The sequence below is a fragment of the Pseudomonas sp. SO81 genome (genome assembly GCF_030374125.1).
Taxonomy (GTDB): Bacteria; Pseudomonadota; Gammaproteobacteria; order Pseudomonadales; family Pseudomonadaceae; genus Aquipseudomonas.
Genome location: NZ_CP126126.1, coordinates 839,644 through 853,940 on the forward strand (window position 1 = coordinate 839,644; position 14,297 = coordinate 853,940).

Genomic DNA, 14,297 nt, shown 5'->3' on the forward strand with positions numbered 1-14,297 from the left:
AATGATCTTTACCCAGGAACACGAAGAACTCCGCCGCACCGTGCGCAACTTCGTCGAGCACGAGATCAACCCGCACGTCGACGAGTGGGAGAAGGTCGGCAAATTCCCCATGCACGAGATCTTCAAGAAGGCTGGCGACCTCGGCCTGCTGGGCATTTCCAAGCCGGAAAAATTCGGCGGCATGGGCCTGGACTACAGCTACTCGGTGGTCGCCGCCGAAGAGTTCGGCACCATCCACTGCGGCGGCATTCCCATGGCCATCGGCGTGCAGACCGACATGTGCACCCCGGCCCTGGCCCGCTTCGGTTCCGATGAGCTGCGCGAAGAGTTCCTCCGCCCCGCCATCGCCGGCGACATGGTCGGCTGCATCGGCGTCTCCGAGGTCGGCGCCGGCTCCGACGTGGCCGGCCTGAAGACCAGCGCGCGCAAGGACGGCGACGACTACGTGATCAACGGCAGCAAGATGTGGATCACCAACTCCCCATCCGCCGACTTTATCTGCCTGCTGGCCAACACCAGCGACGACAAGCCCCACGTCAACAAGTCGCTGATCGTGGTGCCGATGAACACCCCGGGCATCACACTCAGTCCGCACCTGGACAAGCTCGGCATGCGCAGCTCGGAGACCGCCCAGGTGTTCTTCGACAACGTGCGCGTGCCGCAACGCAACCGCATCGGCGCGGAAGGCGCGGGCTTCATGATGCAGATGCTGCAGTTCCAGGAAGAGCGCATGTTCGGCGCGGCCAACATGATCAAGGGCCTGGAGTACTGCGTCGATTCCACCATCGAGTACTGCAAGCAGCGCCACACCTTCGGCACGCCGCTGATCGACAACCAGGTCATCCACTTCCGCATGGCCGAGCTGCAGAGCGAGATCGAGGCCCTGCGCGCCCTCGTCTACCACGCCACCGAGCTGTACGTGAAAGGCAAGGACGTCACCAAGCTCGCCTCCATGGCCAAGCTCAAGGCCGGCCGCCTGGGCCGCGAAGTCACCGACAGCTGCCTGCAGTACTGGGGCGGCATGGGCTTCATGTGGGACAACCCGGTTTCCCGTGCGTATCGCGATGTGCGCCTGGTCTCCATCGGCGGCGGCGCCGACGAAATCATGCTCGGCATCATCTGCAAGCTGATGGGCATTCTGCCCGGTAAAAAGAAGGGCTGACCGTAGGGCGGGTGAAACCCGCGCTGATAACAACGCGGGTGCACCCGCCCTACTGCAACGGAGCGCTGACGATGTCTCTACCGAATACCGAAACCCTGCTGCTGGAACAGGTCGAGGGCGTGCTCTACGTCACCCTTAACCGCCCAGAGAGCCGCAACGCCATGAGCCTGGCGATGGTCGAGGAACTGCGCGCCGTGCTGCGCGCGGTGCGTGGCGACCAGGCCGTGCGCGCCCTGGTGCTGCGCGGCGCCGACGGCCACTTCTGCGCCGGCGGCGACATCAAGGACATGGCCGGCGCCAGGGCCAAGGGGGGCGATGCCTATCGCGAGCTGAACCGTGCCTTCGGCAGCCTGCTGGAAGAGGCCCAGGCCGCACCGCAGGTGCTGGTCGCCGTGCTGGAAGGCGCGGTGCTCGGCGGCGGCTTCGGCCTGGCCTGCGTCTCCGATATCGCCATCGCCCACCAGGGGGCCAAGTTCGGCCTGCCGGAAACCAGCCTGGGCATTCTGCCGGCGCAGATCGCGCCCTTCGTGGTCAAGCGCATCGGCCTGACCCAGGCCCGCCGCCTGGCCCTCACCGCTGCCCGCTTCGACGGTGCCGAGGCCTTGCGCCTGGGCCTGGTGCACTTCAGCGAAGCCGACGACCAGGCGGTGGTCGACCGCCTCGCCGAGTGCCTGCAGCAGGTGCGCCAGTGCGCTCCCAGCGCCAACGCGGCGACCAAGGCCCTGCTGCTGGCCACCGAGACGGAAAACCTCGGCAACCTGCTCGACCACGCCGCCGGCCAGTTCGCCGATGCGGTAGTAAGCGGCGAAGGCGTGGAAGGCACCATGGCCTTTGTGCAGAAGCGCAAGCCGAAGTGGGCGGAGTAAGCCGACGACACGTACAGGCTACGCCCTCTCCCTCCGGGAGAGGGCTGGGGTGAGGGAACCACAGGCAGTTCGGAGCAGCCTGAAACACCCTCACCCCTTGCCCCTCTCCCAAGGGGAGAGGGAACAAATCGAAGTAGCCCGGATGCAATCCGGGAACCGACCACCCCGGATTGCATCCGGGCTACGACTAGCAGGAGCACTTAGATGCCCGCCTTCAACAAGATTCTGATCGCCAACCGCGGCGAGATTGCCTGCCGGGTGATGCGCACCGCCCAGGACCTCGGCTACCGCACCGTGGCGGTATTTTCCGAGGCCGACGCCGGCGCCCGCCATGTGCAGCTGGCCGACGAAGCCGTGTGCATCGGCCCGGCCCAGGTCAACCAGTCGTACCTGGTGATCGACAACATCATCGCTGCAGCGCAGAAGACCGGCGTGGACGCGATCCATCCCGGCTATGGCTTTCTCTCCGAGAACGCCGACTTTGCCCGCGCCTGCGAGGCGGCCGGCATCGTCTTCATCGGCCCGACCGTGGAAGCCATCTACCTGATGGGCAGCAAGCGCCTGTCGAAGATCGCCATGCTCGAGGCCGGCGTACCCTGCATCCCCGGCTACGAAGGCGCCGAGCAGGATGACGAGACACTGAGCCGTGAGGCCGAGCGCATCGGCTACCCGCTGATGATCAAGGCCAGCGCCGGTGGCGGCGGTCGCGGCATGCGCCTGGTGCATGAGTCGTCCGAGCTGGCTTCGCAGATCCGCACTGCACGCTCCGAGGCGCAGAACGCCTTCGGCTCCGGCGAGCTGATTCTCGAGCGCGCGGTGATCCAGCCGCGCCACGTGGAAATCCAAGTATTCGGCGACCAGCACGGCAACATCGTCTACCTCGGCGAGCGCGATTGCTCGGTGCAGCGCCGCCACCAGAAGGTGGTCGAGGAAGCGCCCTGCCCGGTGATGACGCCGAAGCTGCGCCAGGCCATGGGCGAGGCGGCAGTGAAGGCCGCAGCGCGGGTCAACTATGTCGGCGCCGGCACCGTGGAATTCCTGCTGGATAGCAGCGGCGCCTTCTACTTCCTGGAAATGAACACCCGCCTGCAGGTCGAGCACCCGGTCACCGAGCTGATCACCGGCCAGGACCTGGTGGCCTGGCAGATCCGCGTCGCCGAAGGCCAGCCGCTGCCGCTCAAGCAGGACGAGATCCGCCTCAGCGGCCACGCCATGGAAGTACGCCTGTACGCCGAGGACTCGGCGCACAACTTCCTGCCGCAGACTGGCCAGGTGCTGCGCTGGGAGCCGGCGCTGCGCGATGGCGTGCGCATCGACCACGGCCTGGTCGAAGGCCAGGCCGTCACTCCGTTCTACGACCCGATGCTGGCCAAGGTCATCGCCTACGGCGCCACCCGCGACGAAGCCCGGCGCAAGCTGGTGCGCGCCGTCGAGGACTGCGTGCTGCTGGGCGTCAACGGCAACCAGCGCTTCCTCGCCAACCTGCTGGCCCACCCCGAGTTCGCTGCCGGCAACGCCACCACCGCCTTTATCGGCGAGCACTTCGCCAATGACCCGAGCCTGTCACCACAAGCGCCGGCTGCCGCCGAACTGGCAACTGCCGCCGCCCTGCTCTACCAGGCCTCGGCCAATTCCCGCGCGCACCAGCCTGGCCTCTCCGGCTGGCGCAATAGCGGCGGCGCTCCCTGGCGCTTCCTGCTCAAGCAGGGCGAGCAGAAACACTCGGTGGAGCTGCAGGTACTGCAGACCGGCAAGCAGCCGCAGCTGTGCGCGCAGGTCGGCGAGCAAACCATCGAGCTGCGCCTGCTGGCCAGCGACGGTCGCTGGGCCACCCTGGAGCTGGACGGCGTACGCCGCCGCCTGGCCTATCACCAGGATGGCGAGCGCGTCTGGCTGTATGGCCAGGGCGGCAACCTGGAGCTCATCGACGTCACCCACGAGCCAGCCAGCGGCGCCGAGGGCGCGGCCTCCGGCACGGTGAAGGCGCCGATGGATGGGGCGATTGTCGACGTGCTGGTCAGCGAGGGGCAGCAGGTCAGCAAGGGCCAGCTGCTGGTGGTGCTGGAAGCGATGAAGATGGAACACCCGCTCAAGGCCGGCATGGACGGCGTGATCCGCCGCGTCCAGGTCAGCCAAGGCGACCAGGTGAAGAGCCGCCAACTGCTGGTGGAAGTCGCCGCCGAAGAAGCCTGAGCCACGAGCCGAACGAACAAGAAGAAACGGGAGCATCACCCATGTCGCTGCAAGGAAAGACCCTGTTTATCACCGGTGCCAGCCGTGGCATCGGCCGCGAGATCGCCCTCAAGGCCGCCGCCCAGGGCGCCAATATCGTCATCGCCGCCAAGAGCGCCGAGGCTCACGCCAAACTGCCGGGTACCATCCATTCGGTGGCCGCCGAAGTCGAAGCCGTCGGTGGCAAGGCCCTGGCTCTGCAGCTGGACGTACGCGACGAGGAAGCGGTGAAGGCCGCCATGGCTCACGCCGCGGCGCACTTCGGTGGCATCGATGCACTGATCAACAACGCCGGCGCCATTCGCCTCAAGGGCGTCGAACATCTGGAGCCCAAGCGCTTCGACCTGATGTACCAGATCAACAGCCGTGCGGTTATGGTCTGCAGCCAAGCCGTGCTGCCCTATCTGAAACAGAGCAAGGGCCACATCCTCAGCCTGTCGCCACCGCTCAACCTCGACCCCAAGTGGTTCGCCAGCTACGGCCCCTACACCACCACAAAGTACGGCATGAGCATGCTCACCCTGGGCATGCACGAGGAATTCAGGAAGTACGGCATCAGCGTCAACTCGCTGTGGCCGAAGACGGTGATCGCCACCGCCGCCATCGAGTTCGAGGCCGGCGGCCCCGCGGTGATGAAGGCCGCGCGCCTGCCGGCGATCATGGCCGACGCCGCCTGCGCCATCCTGTCCAGCGGCGAGCGCAGCATCAGCGGCCGTCTGCTGATCGACGAGGAAATTCTCCGCGAACAGGGGCAGAGCGATTTCGAGCAGTACCGCTACGATCCGGCCGGCAAGCTGATGACCGATCTGTTCGTCGACTGACGAAGCACCCCACGCCGCCCCTGAGGCGGCGCTGCGGGCTATTTGCGGAACTCGATCTGCAGTTCCGCGCCCTCTACCGAGTCCAGGTAGTCGTGCTCGCGGTCGTTGGTGATCAGCCGGCCATTGATCTGGTAGGGCCCCGGCTGATCCTGTTTCTCGACAAACAGAGGCGGCAGCAACCCCTGCTCCGCTTGTTGCTCTTGGGGGGCGGGTTCAAGCGTCTCGACCAGCTCCTTCGGCAGGCGCAGGTCGAGCTTTTCCGGCAGAGGCTCCAACTTGGGCTGCTTGGCAGCGGCCTTTTCGGCCACCTTGGGGATAACCCGAGCGGCGGCAGGGGCTTTGTCTGGCGGAGCCGCGCGCACCACCGTCTCGTCGGGCTCCGGCTGCGGCTTGGGTACGGCTACGGGCAGTTTCTCCGGCACCAGTTTGTTTGTGACGACTGGTGCAGGATCGGCAGGCTCAGCGGGTTGCGCCTTGGTAGGCGCGGTCTCGGTCTTGGGCGGCTCCGGTACCGGCACCGGCGGCTTGGGTGGCTCGTCGCAGGCCACCAGGCCGAGGACCAGGGGCAGCGCCAGCACTCGAATGAATTTCATGGCAGCAGATTTCGCAAACTGTTGCCCCAATGCTCGCCCCTCCCCCCGGTTCTGGCAAGCCGAAGGATTTACTCGATGTTGCGCCAGGCCTGCAGCGCAGCGGCATCCAGCCCTTGCCACTGGCCGGCGCGAACCAGCTCCTCGGGTGGCAGCCAGAGCGCACCACGGGCCTGCAGCTGCGTCCCGCACAGCGGCAACAGCTCGCTCAGCTGCAGACTGCGCACCTGCCATTCGGCGGCCGAATCCTCGTGCTCCCAGTCGCTCGGCAGCACCCGCCATTCGATCACCCCGTCCGCGAAGCGCAGGAACTGCGGCATGCAGCCGATATGGCTGCCGGTGCTGCGCAGGGTGCGCTCCTGAATATCGAGCAACAGCAGCTGCCACTGGTCGGTGTCGACCCGCTCCGCCACCCGCATGCGCGGGATATGCCGGGTCAACGCCAGGTAGCGGCCATCGGCGGACCAGATCAGCGACGGGCCCAAATCCGCCACCGCCAGCCCGGAAGCGGTGAGCAGGCAGCCGCCACCGCGCGGATGGCGCTCGCGCAGGTAATGGTCGCGATACTCGCTCTGGGCGCCGAACAGCCAGGCCGCATCGCCGCCCCCTGGCGCCGGCAACACGAAGTCGCCGTCGGCATTGGCCACCTGCGGGCGCTCGACCAGACGCCAGTTCGGCAGGGCCTCTAGCGCCTCCTCGCCTACGCGCAGATCCAGACGCTGGTAATAGAGGCGCGAGTCCTCCTCCCGCGCGACAAAACGCGCCGCCCGCAGCGCCGCCGGCGCGGCACGGTCGAAGCGGCGCAGCGGCGTGTCGTCCTCCTCGCGAGCCAGACGGCCGCGCACCTGGGCCAGGCTGAGCACGCCAGCGCGAAAATCCAGCAGCCGTGCCACCAGCGGTTGCCCGGCAAACTCCAGCAGGCGGCGCCGCTGCATATCCACCACGCAGACGCGATGTGGCACGGCAGGCGCCTCGGCAAACTCCACCAGGGCCAGGTAGCCACCGCAATCGGAGACCCGGTGATCGAGCAGCCATTCGCCCTCCAGCGCCCGGGCGCCGATACGACAGGCGTAGGCGCCCAGGCGCCCGTCCGGGCCGTCGCGCAGCCACTCGAAGCGTGGAGGCTCGCCACCGAGCAACGGCTCGCCGAGCACGGCTCCCTCGCCACGCAGCCCCTCGCCCGCCAGCGGTAGCACACGGAGCAGGCCGGTACCGCACTGCTCGCCGGCCAGGATGCGGCCCTCCGCATCATGGCCGATGCAGGTTTCCACCTCGCTGTGATAGTCATGCAGCGCGTAGCCGAAGCGCAGATGATCGAGCTGTGGCGTAGTCATCCGCCCGCCCAGCGTCAGCGTCTGTTCGCTCAGCTCAAGCGGCCCGTCCCAGGCCAGGCCGGGCTCGTCGTCCGGGGCGACCCAGGGCTCGGGCAGCTGCCGCCAGCCCTTGCCGGCCTGCCACAGCCAGAGCGACCGCGACCAATGCGATGTCGCCTGCAGCGCGGCGGCATGGCACACCAGCGCCTGGCCATCGGCGCGCCACCCCGGCGCCGCTTCGGCGGCGATCAGCAGGTCGCTGGGTCTGCCATCGATTTCCAGGCGCTGGCTCGGATAGCGCAGCGGCTGTAGCGGGTCGTCCAGGCCGCGCAGGCTCTCGGGCAGATGGGCGATACCGCGCAGGCAATGTGTCCCCGCCGGCGCCGGAAACTCCCGGTCCGCCAGCTCGGGCACCCAGGCCGGTTCTAGCCACAGATCAGCCACCGCGATCAGGTCGACCGCCTCGCTCTGGCGCAGCAAATCGGCCAGTGCCATGCGGTAGCTCTGGTTGCCCACCAGCGGGCTGTGCCGACCACTGATGGCCTCGTCGCTGAACTCGTCGAGCTCCCAGAATTCGCCAACCTCGGCGCTGCGGTACACCCGCCGTTCCTGGCGATCGAGGATCAGCAGGCCCCAGGTGTCACGGCTGGGCAGTGGCGCGGCGAAGTAGCGGCCGCTGCTGGAGAAGCGCGCCGAGGCACCTATGCCCGCCAGCAGCACGCCATCGGGGAACAGGTAGTTGCCGTAGGTCGGCCCGCCCATGGCGATCTCGCCCCAGGCGAAGGTGCGCACCACTTCGCCCTCCGGGGTCAGCAGGTCGTCACCGCCCCAGGCGCTGATTCCGCTCACCGTCGCCGCCTCGGTTGGCTGCGGCTTGACCCTGGCCAAGCCCAGGCGCCTCTCCAGCGTCGCCGCCAGGCCCAGGCCGGTGAATAGCAGCAGGATGCCCGCGGGAATCCCCCACCAGGTCGGTGCCCAGTGGATGATGGAAAAGCCGAAGCCGATGGCGCCGGCCGTCACCAGCCCGTTGCACAAGCGCGCCAGACGCAGCCAGACCAGGCGCACCGCGCCCCAAGCGAGCAGCGCGACCAGCAGCACCGCCCCCAATGCCAGCAGCGGATGCATCAGGGTCAGCGCCAGGATGGGCGCGACCAGCTTGAACAGCTCCCAGACCAGCTTGAGTAGCAGGAGGGAAAGCGGCTCGTCCGGGTTCGGGTCGGCGGAATGCACGGCGCGGCTCCTTGCGCGTGAAGGGAGCCGCAGTGTAGCCGGACGCGTTCGCCGCTAGCGCGAACTGTCCGGCTTTTCCAGCTCGGCCTGCAGGCGCTTCAGCTCGGCGTCCAGGTCCCGCTGCGGATGCTGCTGCTTGAGCATGACCAGCAGCCGATCGGCGTCGGCGTGCTGCCCGGCCTTACGCATGTTCAGCACATTGTGCAGTTGCAGCTCCAGCGGCGGCGCCTCGTCTACATCGGAGTGGCCCAGGGTTTCGGCCAGCTGATCTTCGCTTAGCGAATCGCTCAACACTGCGCCGCCCTGCACCTCCGCACGCTGCTTAGCCGCTTGCGCCGCTGCAATTGCCTTGGCCTTTGCCTGGGCAGCAGCCTTGGCACGGGCACGAGCCTCACGCGCCGCATCCGCTTCGTCCGGAGCGGCGGCAGAGTCGGCCAGGGCTTCGACCGCCGGCGCGGCCAATGGCTTGGCCGGGGCCATTTGCCTTGGTGCGGCGGCGGCCGGTGGCGAGACCGAGAAGGCGGCGCCCGAATCCAGGGCGCCGGCCATGGACTGTTCTGGCTGTTCGGCCTTCTTGTACTCGCGCTCGGCGCTCTGCTTGCGCGCCTCCGCTATCGGTGCCGGCGCCATTTCCTGCAATGCTGGGGCGGAGGCCGGTGCGGGCGCGTCGTAGGCCTGCGGCAGCTGCTCGCGGGTATGCAGCGCCAGATTGAGGCCGATGCCGAATACCGCCAGGCCGGCCACGGCCATGGACCAGCGGGTGCGGCTGCCGGCGCCGAACAGCCAGGCGTGCAGGCGCTGCGACCAGTTCAGGCGCGGCTGGGCATCGACCAGCGCGTTGTGGGCGGCGACGAGGATCAGGGCGTCCACGGCGGCGGAGGGCTCGCCCCGGCTGTGCTCGCGGAAATGCTCCAGCAGTTGCTGTTCCTGCTGCAGGTCTTGATCGTGTTGGCTCATGCGGATACCTCCTCGGCCGAAGCCGGATCGGCCAGCAGCCGACGTAACTTGTTCAGCGCATAGCGCAGGCGGCTCTTCACGGTTTCCGCCGGAGTACGGGTGAGTTCGGCGATCTGGTGAAGTTCAAGGTCGCCGTGGGCGCGCAGCAGGAACACCTCGCGCTGCTCCTCGGGCAGATCGGCCAGCGCCGCCTGCAGGCGCTCCTGGTCGCGACTGAGCAACAGCTGCTGCTCGGGACCGGGACCCGGATCGGCGCTGGCGTGCTGCGCCTCGTCGTACTCATCGAGCTTTCCCTGGTGGCGACCGCTCTTGCGCCAGTGGTCGATCAGGCGATTGCGCGCGATCTGGTACAGCCAGGTCTTGAACAGCACCGCCTCGCGCTGCTCGCTGGCGCTGCGGATCAGGCTCATCCAGGTTTCCTGGAACACCTCCTCGGCCAGTGCGTGATCGCCGCACAGGCCGAGCAGGAAGCGGAACAGGCCGAGGCGGTGGCGTTCATAGAGTTGCGTGAACGCCGCCGCCTCGCCATTGCGATAACGCCGCAACAGCGCGGCGTCATCGTCCATCAGTGGTTGGTTCAATTAGTCGGCCCTGACTTGAACGTTTTGCGGAGTTTGCAGGCTCTGCGCCAATTCGACCAGCTGCACGAACTCGCCACGCAGGCCGAACGGATCCTCGCCCTTGGCCCCACGCGCCAGCTTGGCGCTGTCGGCCAGGCCGAAGCTGCCGGTGTACTTGGCATCCTTGAGCTGCTGGGCGAAGGCGGCCACCGCGGCGGCGAAGCGCAGGTCGTCGCTGGCCTTGGCAATCGGCGTGGCCTCGCCCTTGCTGATCGGCCGCTCGACCAGCTTGCTGGCGCCACCGTGTGGGGCCTTGTAGCGCAGGCGCAACCAGGCGATCTCGCCGGCCTTGCCCTGCTGCTCCTTGGTCTGGGCATAGCGCAGCGGCTCCAGCCAGCCCTTGGCGCCCACCGGCACCACTTCGTACAGGGCGGTGACGGTATGCCCGGCGCCGATCTCGCCTGCATCGACCTTGTCATTGCTGAAGTCCTCGCGCTTCAGCGCGCGGTTCTCGTAGCCCAGCAGGCGGTATTCGCTGACCTCGGCCGGGTTGAACTCGACCTGGATCTTCACGTCCTTGGCCACCACGGCCAGGGTCGAGCTGAGCTGGTCGACCAGCACCTTGCGCGCCTCGCGCAGGTTGTCGATGTAGGCGTAGTTGCCGTCGCCGGCATCGGCCAGCTGCTCCATCAGCTGCTCGTTGTAGTTGTCGGTGCCGAAGCCCAGGGTGGTCAGCGACACACCGGTCTTGCGCTTGTCGGCGGCCAGTTGCTTGAGCGTCTCGAAGTCGCTGATGCCGACGTTGAAGTCGCCGTCGGTGGCCAGCAGGATGCGGTTGATGCCGCCCTCGAGCATGCCCTTCTGCGCCTCCTGATAGGCCAGCTGGATGCCCGACTCGCCGGCGGTGGAACCGCCCGCGGTGAGCTGGTCGATGGCAGTGCGAATCTTGGCCTTCTCGCTACCGGCGGTGGATTCCAGCACCACGCTGGCATTGCCGGCATAGGTGACCAGGGCCACGCGATCCTGCGGGCGCAGCTGGTCGACCAGCAGCTTGAGCGTGCTCTGCACCATCGGCAGGCCCTCGCGGCGGTCCATGGAACCGGACACATCGACCAGGAACACCAGGTTGGCCGGTGGCAGCTCGGCGGCGCTCAGGTCGGCGGCCTTGATCGCCACGCGCAGCAGGCGGGTCTCAGGATTCCACGGGGTGGTCGCCAGCTCGGTGGCGACGCTGAACGGCACGTCGCCCTCGGGCTTGGGATAGGCGTAGGGGAAGTAGTTGACCAGCTCCTCCAAGCGCACCGCGTCCTTGGGCGGCAGGCTGCCGTCGTTGAGGAAGCGCCGCACATTGGCGTAGGCACCGGTGTCGACGTCGATGCTGAAGGTCGATACCGGCTGCTGGGCCACGGCCTGCACCGGGCTGCTCTCGATCTTCTGGTACTGCTCGCGGTAGACGTCCTGGTAGCCGAACGCGGCGCTGTCGGCCAACGGCGCGGCCGGGGCGATCATCGGCACGCTCTGCGGCATGGCCTTGCGCGCCTCCATGGCACCGGCCACCACCGACGGCTGAGGGGCGTAGGAGGCGTTGGCATCGACCTCCTCGTGCAGCATCTCCTGCTTGGCACGGGACTCGGCCGCCTTGGGCACCACGACGCTGGTGACGGGTTCATCGTTGGAGGCGCTGCAGGCCACCAGGCCCAGCGCCAGGGTGGCGCCGAAGCCGGCGAGCAGGGGTTGGCGGATCAGAACGGTGATGCTGGACATGGCGGGTTCTCCTCGGGCGAAAAGTCCATTCGCCTGGGTAGACGCAGTGCCATGTCGGTCCGGGTTAAGCCCCCTGCGAAATTCCCTCGTCGGCCCGGGCGGCGGCCTGCTGGTGGAATTCGCGGAAGCTGATCATGCGCCTGGCCGCCGGGTCCCACAGCTTGAGGCTGAGGCAGTGCCAGATGTCACGCGGGTGCAGGCTGGTCACCGTCGGCTCGCGCAATGCCGGGATCGCCGCCATCGCCTCGGGCAGGCGATAGAAGGGGATGGTCGAGTTGGCGTGGTGCACGTGGTGGTAGCCGATGTTGGCGGTGAACCAGGCCATGACCGGCCCCGTGCGCATGTAGCTGGAGGAATGGATCGCCGTCTCCACGTAGTCCCAGTCCTCGCCCTGGGGGTAACGCGCACCGGGGAAGTTGTGCTGGCAGTAGAACATGTACACGCCCAGCGCCGAGCCCACCAGGATGGGGATCAGCAGCAGGTACAGCAGCAGGTCGGGGGCGAAGTGCGACAGCAGCAGCACCGTGGCCAGGTTCAGCGACAGAGCCAGCAGCGACCACCAGCGGTGGCGCGGCTGGGTGATCAGCGAGACCAGGCAGATGCTGAACACGAAGATGGTCTGCGAGCCGAGCAGGATCATCAGCGGGTGGCGCGCGATGCGATAGCGCAGGCGCTTCCAGGTGCTGGCGCGGGCGTATTCCTCAGTGGAGATCAGCGGGAAGGTGCCCAGGTCGGTATGGGTGGACAGCAGCGGCAGGCGCCCCTGCTCGGCGCCGACATACTGGCAACTGTGACCGTGGTGGTAGTCGTGGGACTGCCTCCACAGCGTCGGCGGCGCCAGCAGCATCAGGCCGTAGGCCTTGAAGAACAGGTCGGCGAAGCGCGAGCCGCGCAATATCGCGCCATGCATGTAGTCATGGAACAGCACGAACATGCGCACCAACGCCAGCCCGAGCAGCACGCTGAACACCAGGCGCAGCGGCCACCACAGCGGCGCGGCGGCGCCAGCGCCGAACAGCGCGAGCGCCGCGAAGCTGGTCCAGAAGTGCCACCAGCTGCGGCGCCGGTCCTCCACGGTGAAGGGCAGCGTCTGGCGGATCAGCTCCTTGCCGAAGCGCGCCAGCTCCTCGCGGCTCAGCGCGTCGGTGGGCCAGGGCACGGCAGTTTGCGCGGTTTGCCGAAGGGGCTCATGGACCGTCATCGCGCCCTCCTCGCTCAGGCCAGCGCCGGCGCGGCGGCCTGCAGCTGCAGGAACAGCTCGGGGCGCCGCTGTTTCCAGGGTTGCGCCTGTTCCAGCTGGCCGGCCAGGCGCAGCAGCAGTGCCTCGCCACCGAACTCGGCGCTGAGCATCAGGCCGATCGGCAGGCCCGCGGCATTCCAGTGCAGCGGCAGGGAAATCGCCGGTTGCCCGGAGGCGTTGTGGATGGCGGTGAAGGGGCTGTAGTCCAGCAGCGGCGCGTAGGCCTTGTCCAGGTCCTGTTCCTGCACGTCGACCACGCCATTGCGGATCGGCGGGGTCGCCAGGGTCGGCGTCAGCCAGCAGTCGTAGGTCTGATGGAAACGCGCCATCTCCCGGCCAACCTGCTGCAGCACCAGCTCGGACAGCTGGTATTCCACCGCGCTGATGGCACGGCCACGCTGCTGCACCGCACGGGTCAGGCCCTCCAGCTCGCCCTCCTGCGGCGGACGCCCCAGCTGCAGGCTCATCAGTTCCACGGCGAAGGCGATGCCGGAGAACCACAGGGCGGTGAAGGCGCCGACGAAGCTTTCCGGTTCGATCTGCGGCTGTGCCTCCTCGACCACATGGCCGAGCGACTCGAGCAACCTGGCAGTCTTCTCCACCGCCTCGATGCAGTCGGGATGCAGCGGCCGACCCGCCGGGTCGACGCGGGAGAAGGCGATGCGCAGTTTGCCGGGCTCGCGCGCCAGCTCGTCGAGGAAGGTGCCGCTCACCGGCGGAGCCCGATAGGGATCGCCCGGCACCACGCCGTGGGTGGCATCGAGCAAGGCGGCGCTGTCGCGCACCGTGCGGGTCAGCACATGCTCGTCGAGCAGGCCGCTGAGCAATTCGCCGAAATCGGGAGCCAGCGAGTTGCGTGCGCGGGTCGGCTTGAGGCCCACCAGGCCGCAGCACGAGGCGGGAATGCGGATCGAGCCGCCACCATCGTTGCCGTGGGCCGCCGGCACCATGCAGCAGGCCACCGCCGCCGCCGCGCCGCCGCTGGAACCGCCGGTCGAGTAGTCCAGGTTCCAGGGGTTGCGCGCCGGGCCATAGAAGGCGCATTCGGTGGTCGGCAGGATGCCGAACTCCGGGGTGTTGGATTTGCCGATGAAGTTCAGCCCGGCCTTGCGCCAGCGGCTGACCAGCTCGCAGTCCTGCTCCATCACCCGCTCGCGCAGCATGCGCGACGACAGGGCCGACGGCATGCCCTGGCAATCGCCGAGGATGTCCTTGAGCAGGAAGGGCACACCGTGCAGCGGGCCAGTGGGCGTGGCCCGGTCCTGTTGCGCCGCCAGCGCCCTGGCCGTGTCGTAGGCCTTGTAGACCACCGCGTTGGTCGCGGGATTGAGGGCCTCGATGCGGCGGATCGACTCCTCTACCAGTTCGGAGGGCTGCACCTCGCGCTTCCTGACCAACTCGGCAAGCCCGAGGGCATCGAATTCTGCGTATTCGGTAAAGGGCATCGCACTCTCCTGACGGGTTGTTTATTCAACACAACGCATTCTTGGAGAGTGGCTGTCATCGGCCTGCACTATTCATGTGCAAGTGTTCGAAATAACACCAACCAATCCAATAGCGCT

11 protein-coding genes are annotated in these 14,297 nt (G+C 67.7%); 4 read left to right on the forward strand and 7 right to left on the reverse strand.

What is annotated here, in order from left to right:
* The first annotated feature begins 1 nt into the window (after position 1).
* From atuD to OH686_RS04020, 4 genes are all read left to right on the forward strand, one after another.
* A complete protein-coding gene (gene atuD / locus OH686_RS04005) occupies positions 2-1,162 on the forward strand; it encodes a citronellyl-CoA dehydrogenase (protein ID WP_289536310.1) in 1,161 nt (386 codons plus the stop codon).
* A gap of 71 nt (positions 1,163-1,233) precedes the next feature.
* The gene (locus tag OH686_RS04010) at positions 1,234-2,028 is read left to right on the forward strand and encodes an enoyl-CoA hydratase/isomerase family protein (RefSeq protein ID WP_289536312.1); all 795 of its coding nucleotides are present in this window, start codon (positions 1,234-1,236) and stop codon (positions 2,026-2,028) included.
* A gap of 204 nt (positions 2,029-2,232) precedes the next feature.
* A complete protein-coding gene (gene atuF / locus OH686_RS04015) occupies positions 2,233-4,221 on the forward strand; it encodes a geranyl-CoA carboxylase subunit apha (RefSeq protein WP_289536313.1) in 1,989 nt (662 codons plus the stop codon).
* A 41-nt stretch (positions 4,222-4,262) separates the two neighbouring features.
* On the forward strand, positions 4,263-5,081 hold the full coding sequence (locus OH686_RS04020) for an SDR family oxidoreductase (RefSeq protein WP_289536315.1): 819 nt from the start codon (positions 4,263-4,265) through the stop codon (positions 5,079-5,081).
* Positions 5,082-5,119: 38 nt separating this feature from the next.
* On the opposite strand, the gene OH686_RS04025 is transcribed toward OH686_RS04020, so the two are convergent.
* The 7 genes from OH686_RS04025 to OH686_RS04055 all read right to left on the reverse strand — a co-directional run bounded on the left by OH686_RS04025 (position 5,120) and on the right by OH686_RS04055 (position 14,180).
* Complete coding sequence (locus OH686_RS04025; protein WP_289536317.1) at positions 5,120-5,674, reverse strand: hypothetical protein; 555 nt, start codon at positions 5,672-5,674, stop codon at positions 5,120-5,122.
* Positions 5,675-5,742: 68 nt separating this feature from the next.
* Positions 5,743-8,214, reverse strand: coding sequence for a hypothetical protein (locus OH686_RS04030; RefSeq protein ID WP_289536318.1), 2,472 nt, complete (start codon positions 8,212-8,214; stop codon positions 5,743-5,745).
* A gap of 54 nt (positions 8,215-8,268) precedes the next feature.
* Entirely contained in the window at positions 8,269-9,171 is a 903-nt protein-coding gene (locus OH686_RS04035) for a hypothetical protein (protein ID WP_289536319.1), read from the reverse strand.
* Positions 9,168-9,752, reverse strand: a complete 585-nt coding sequence (locus OH686_RS04040; RefSeq protein WP_289536320.1) for an RNA polymerase sigma factor — start codon at positions 9,750-9,752, stop codon at positions 9,168-9,170. The genes OH686_RS04035 and OH686_RS04040 overlap by 4 nt, the downstream gene beginning before the upstream one ends.
* Positions 9,753-11,495 carry a vWA domain-containing protein gene (locus OH686_RS04045; RefSeq protein WP_289536322.1) on the reverse strand — a complete coding sequence of 581 codons (1,743 nt, stop codon included), beginning with the start codon at positions 11,493-11,495 and terminating at the stop codon, positions 9,753-9,755. It abuts the gene before it with no gap.
* A 64-nt stretch (positions 11,496-11,559) separates the two neighbouring features.
* Positions 11,560-12,654, reverse strand: coding sequence for a fatty acid desaturase family protein (locus OH686_RS04050; RefSeq protein WP_289536324.1), 1,095 nt, complete (start codon positions 12,652-12,654; stop codon positions 11,560-11,562).
* Positions 12,655-12,710: 56 nt separating this feature from the next.
* Entirely contained in the window at positions 12,711-14,180 is a 1,470-nt protein-coding gene (locus tag OH686_RS04055; protein ID WP_289536326.1) for an amidase, read from the reverse strand.
* Positions 14,181-14,297: the final 117 nt, after the last annotated feature.

Excerpts from the sequence above, each read along its gene's own strand:
- OH686_RS04055 (WP_289536326.1), bottom strand. The coding sequence starts at position 14,180 with ATGCCCTTTACCGAATACGCAGAATTCGATGCCCTCGGGCTTGCCGAG.
- atuD (WP_289536310.1), top strand. The coding sequence starts at position 2 with ATGATCTTTACCCAGGAACACGAAGAACTCCGCCGCACCGTGCGCAAC.
- OH686_RS04010 (WP_289536312.1), top strand. The coding sequence starts at position 1,234 with ATGTCTCTACCGAATACCGAAACCCTGCTGCTGGAACAGGTCGAGGGC.
- OH686_RS04035 (WP_289536319.1), bottom strand. The coding sequence starts at position 9,171 with ATGAGCCAACACGATCAAGACCTGCAGCAGGAACAGCAACTGCTGGAG.
- OH686_RS04045 (WP_289536322.1), bottom strand. The coding sequence starts at position 11,495 with ATGTCCAGCATCACCGTTCTGATCCGCCAACCCCTGCTCGCCGGCTTC.
- atuF (WP_289536313.1), top strand. The coding sequence starts at position 2,233 with ATGCCCGCCTTCAACAAGATTCTGATCGCCAACCGCGGCGAGATTGCC.
- OH686_RS04025 (WP_289536317.1), bottom strand. The coding sequence starts at position 5,674 with ATGAAATTCATTCGAGTGCTGGCGCTGCCCCTGGTCCTCGGCCTGGTG.
- OH686_RS04020 (WP_289536315.1), top strand. The coding sequence starts at position 4,263 with ATGTCGCTGCAAGGAAAGACCCTGTTTATCACCGGTGCCAGCCGTGGC.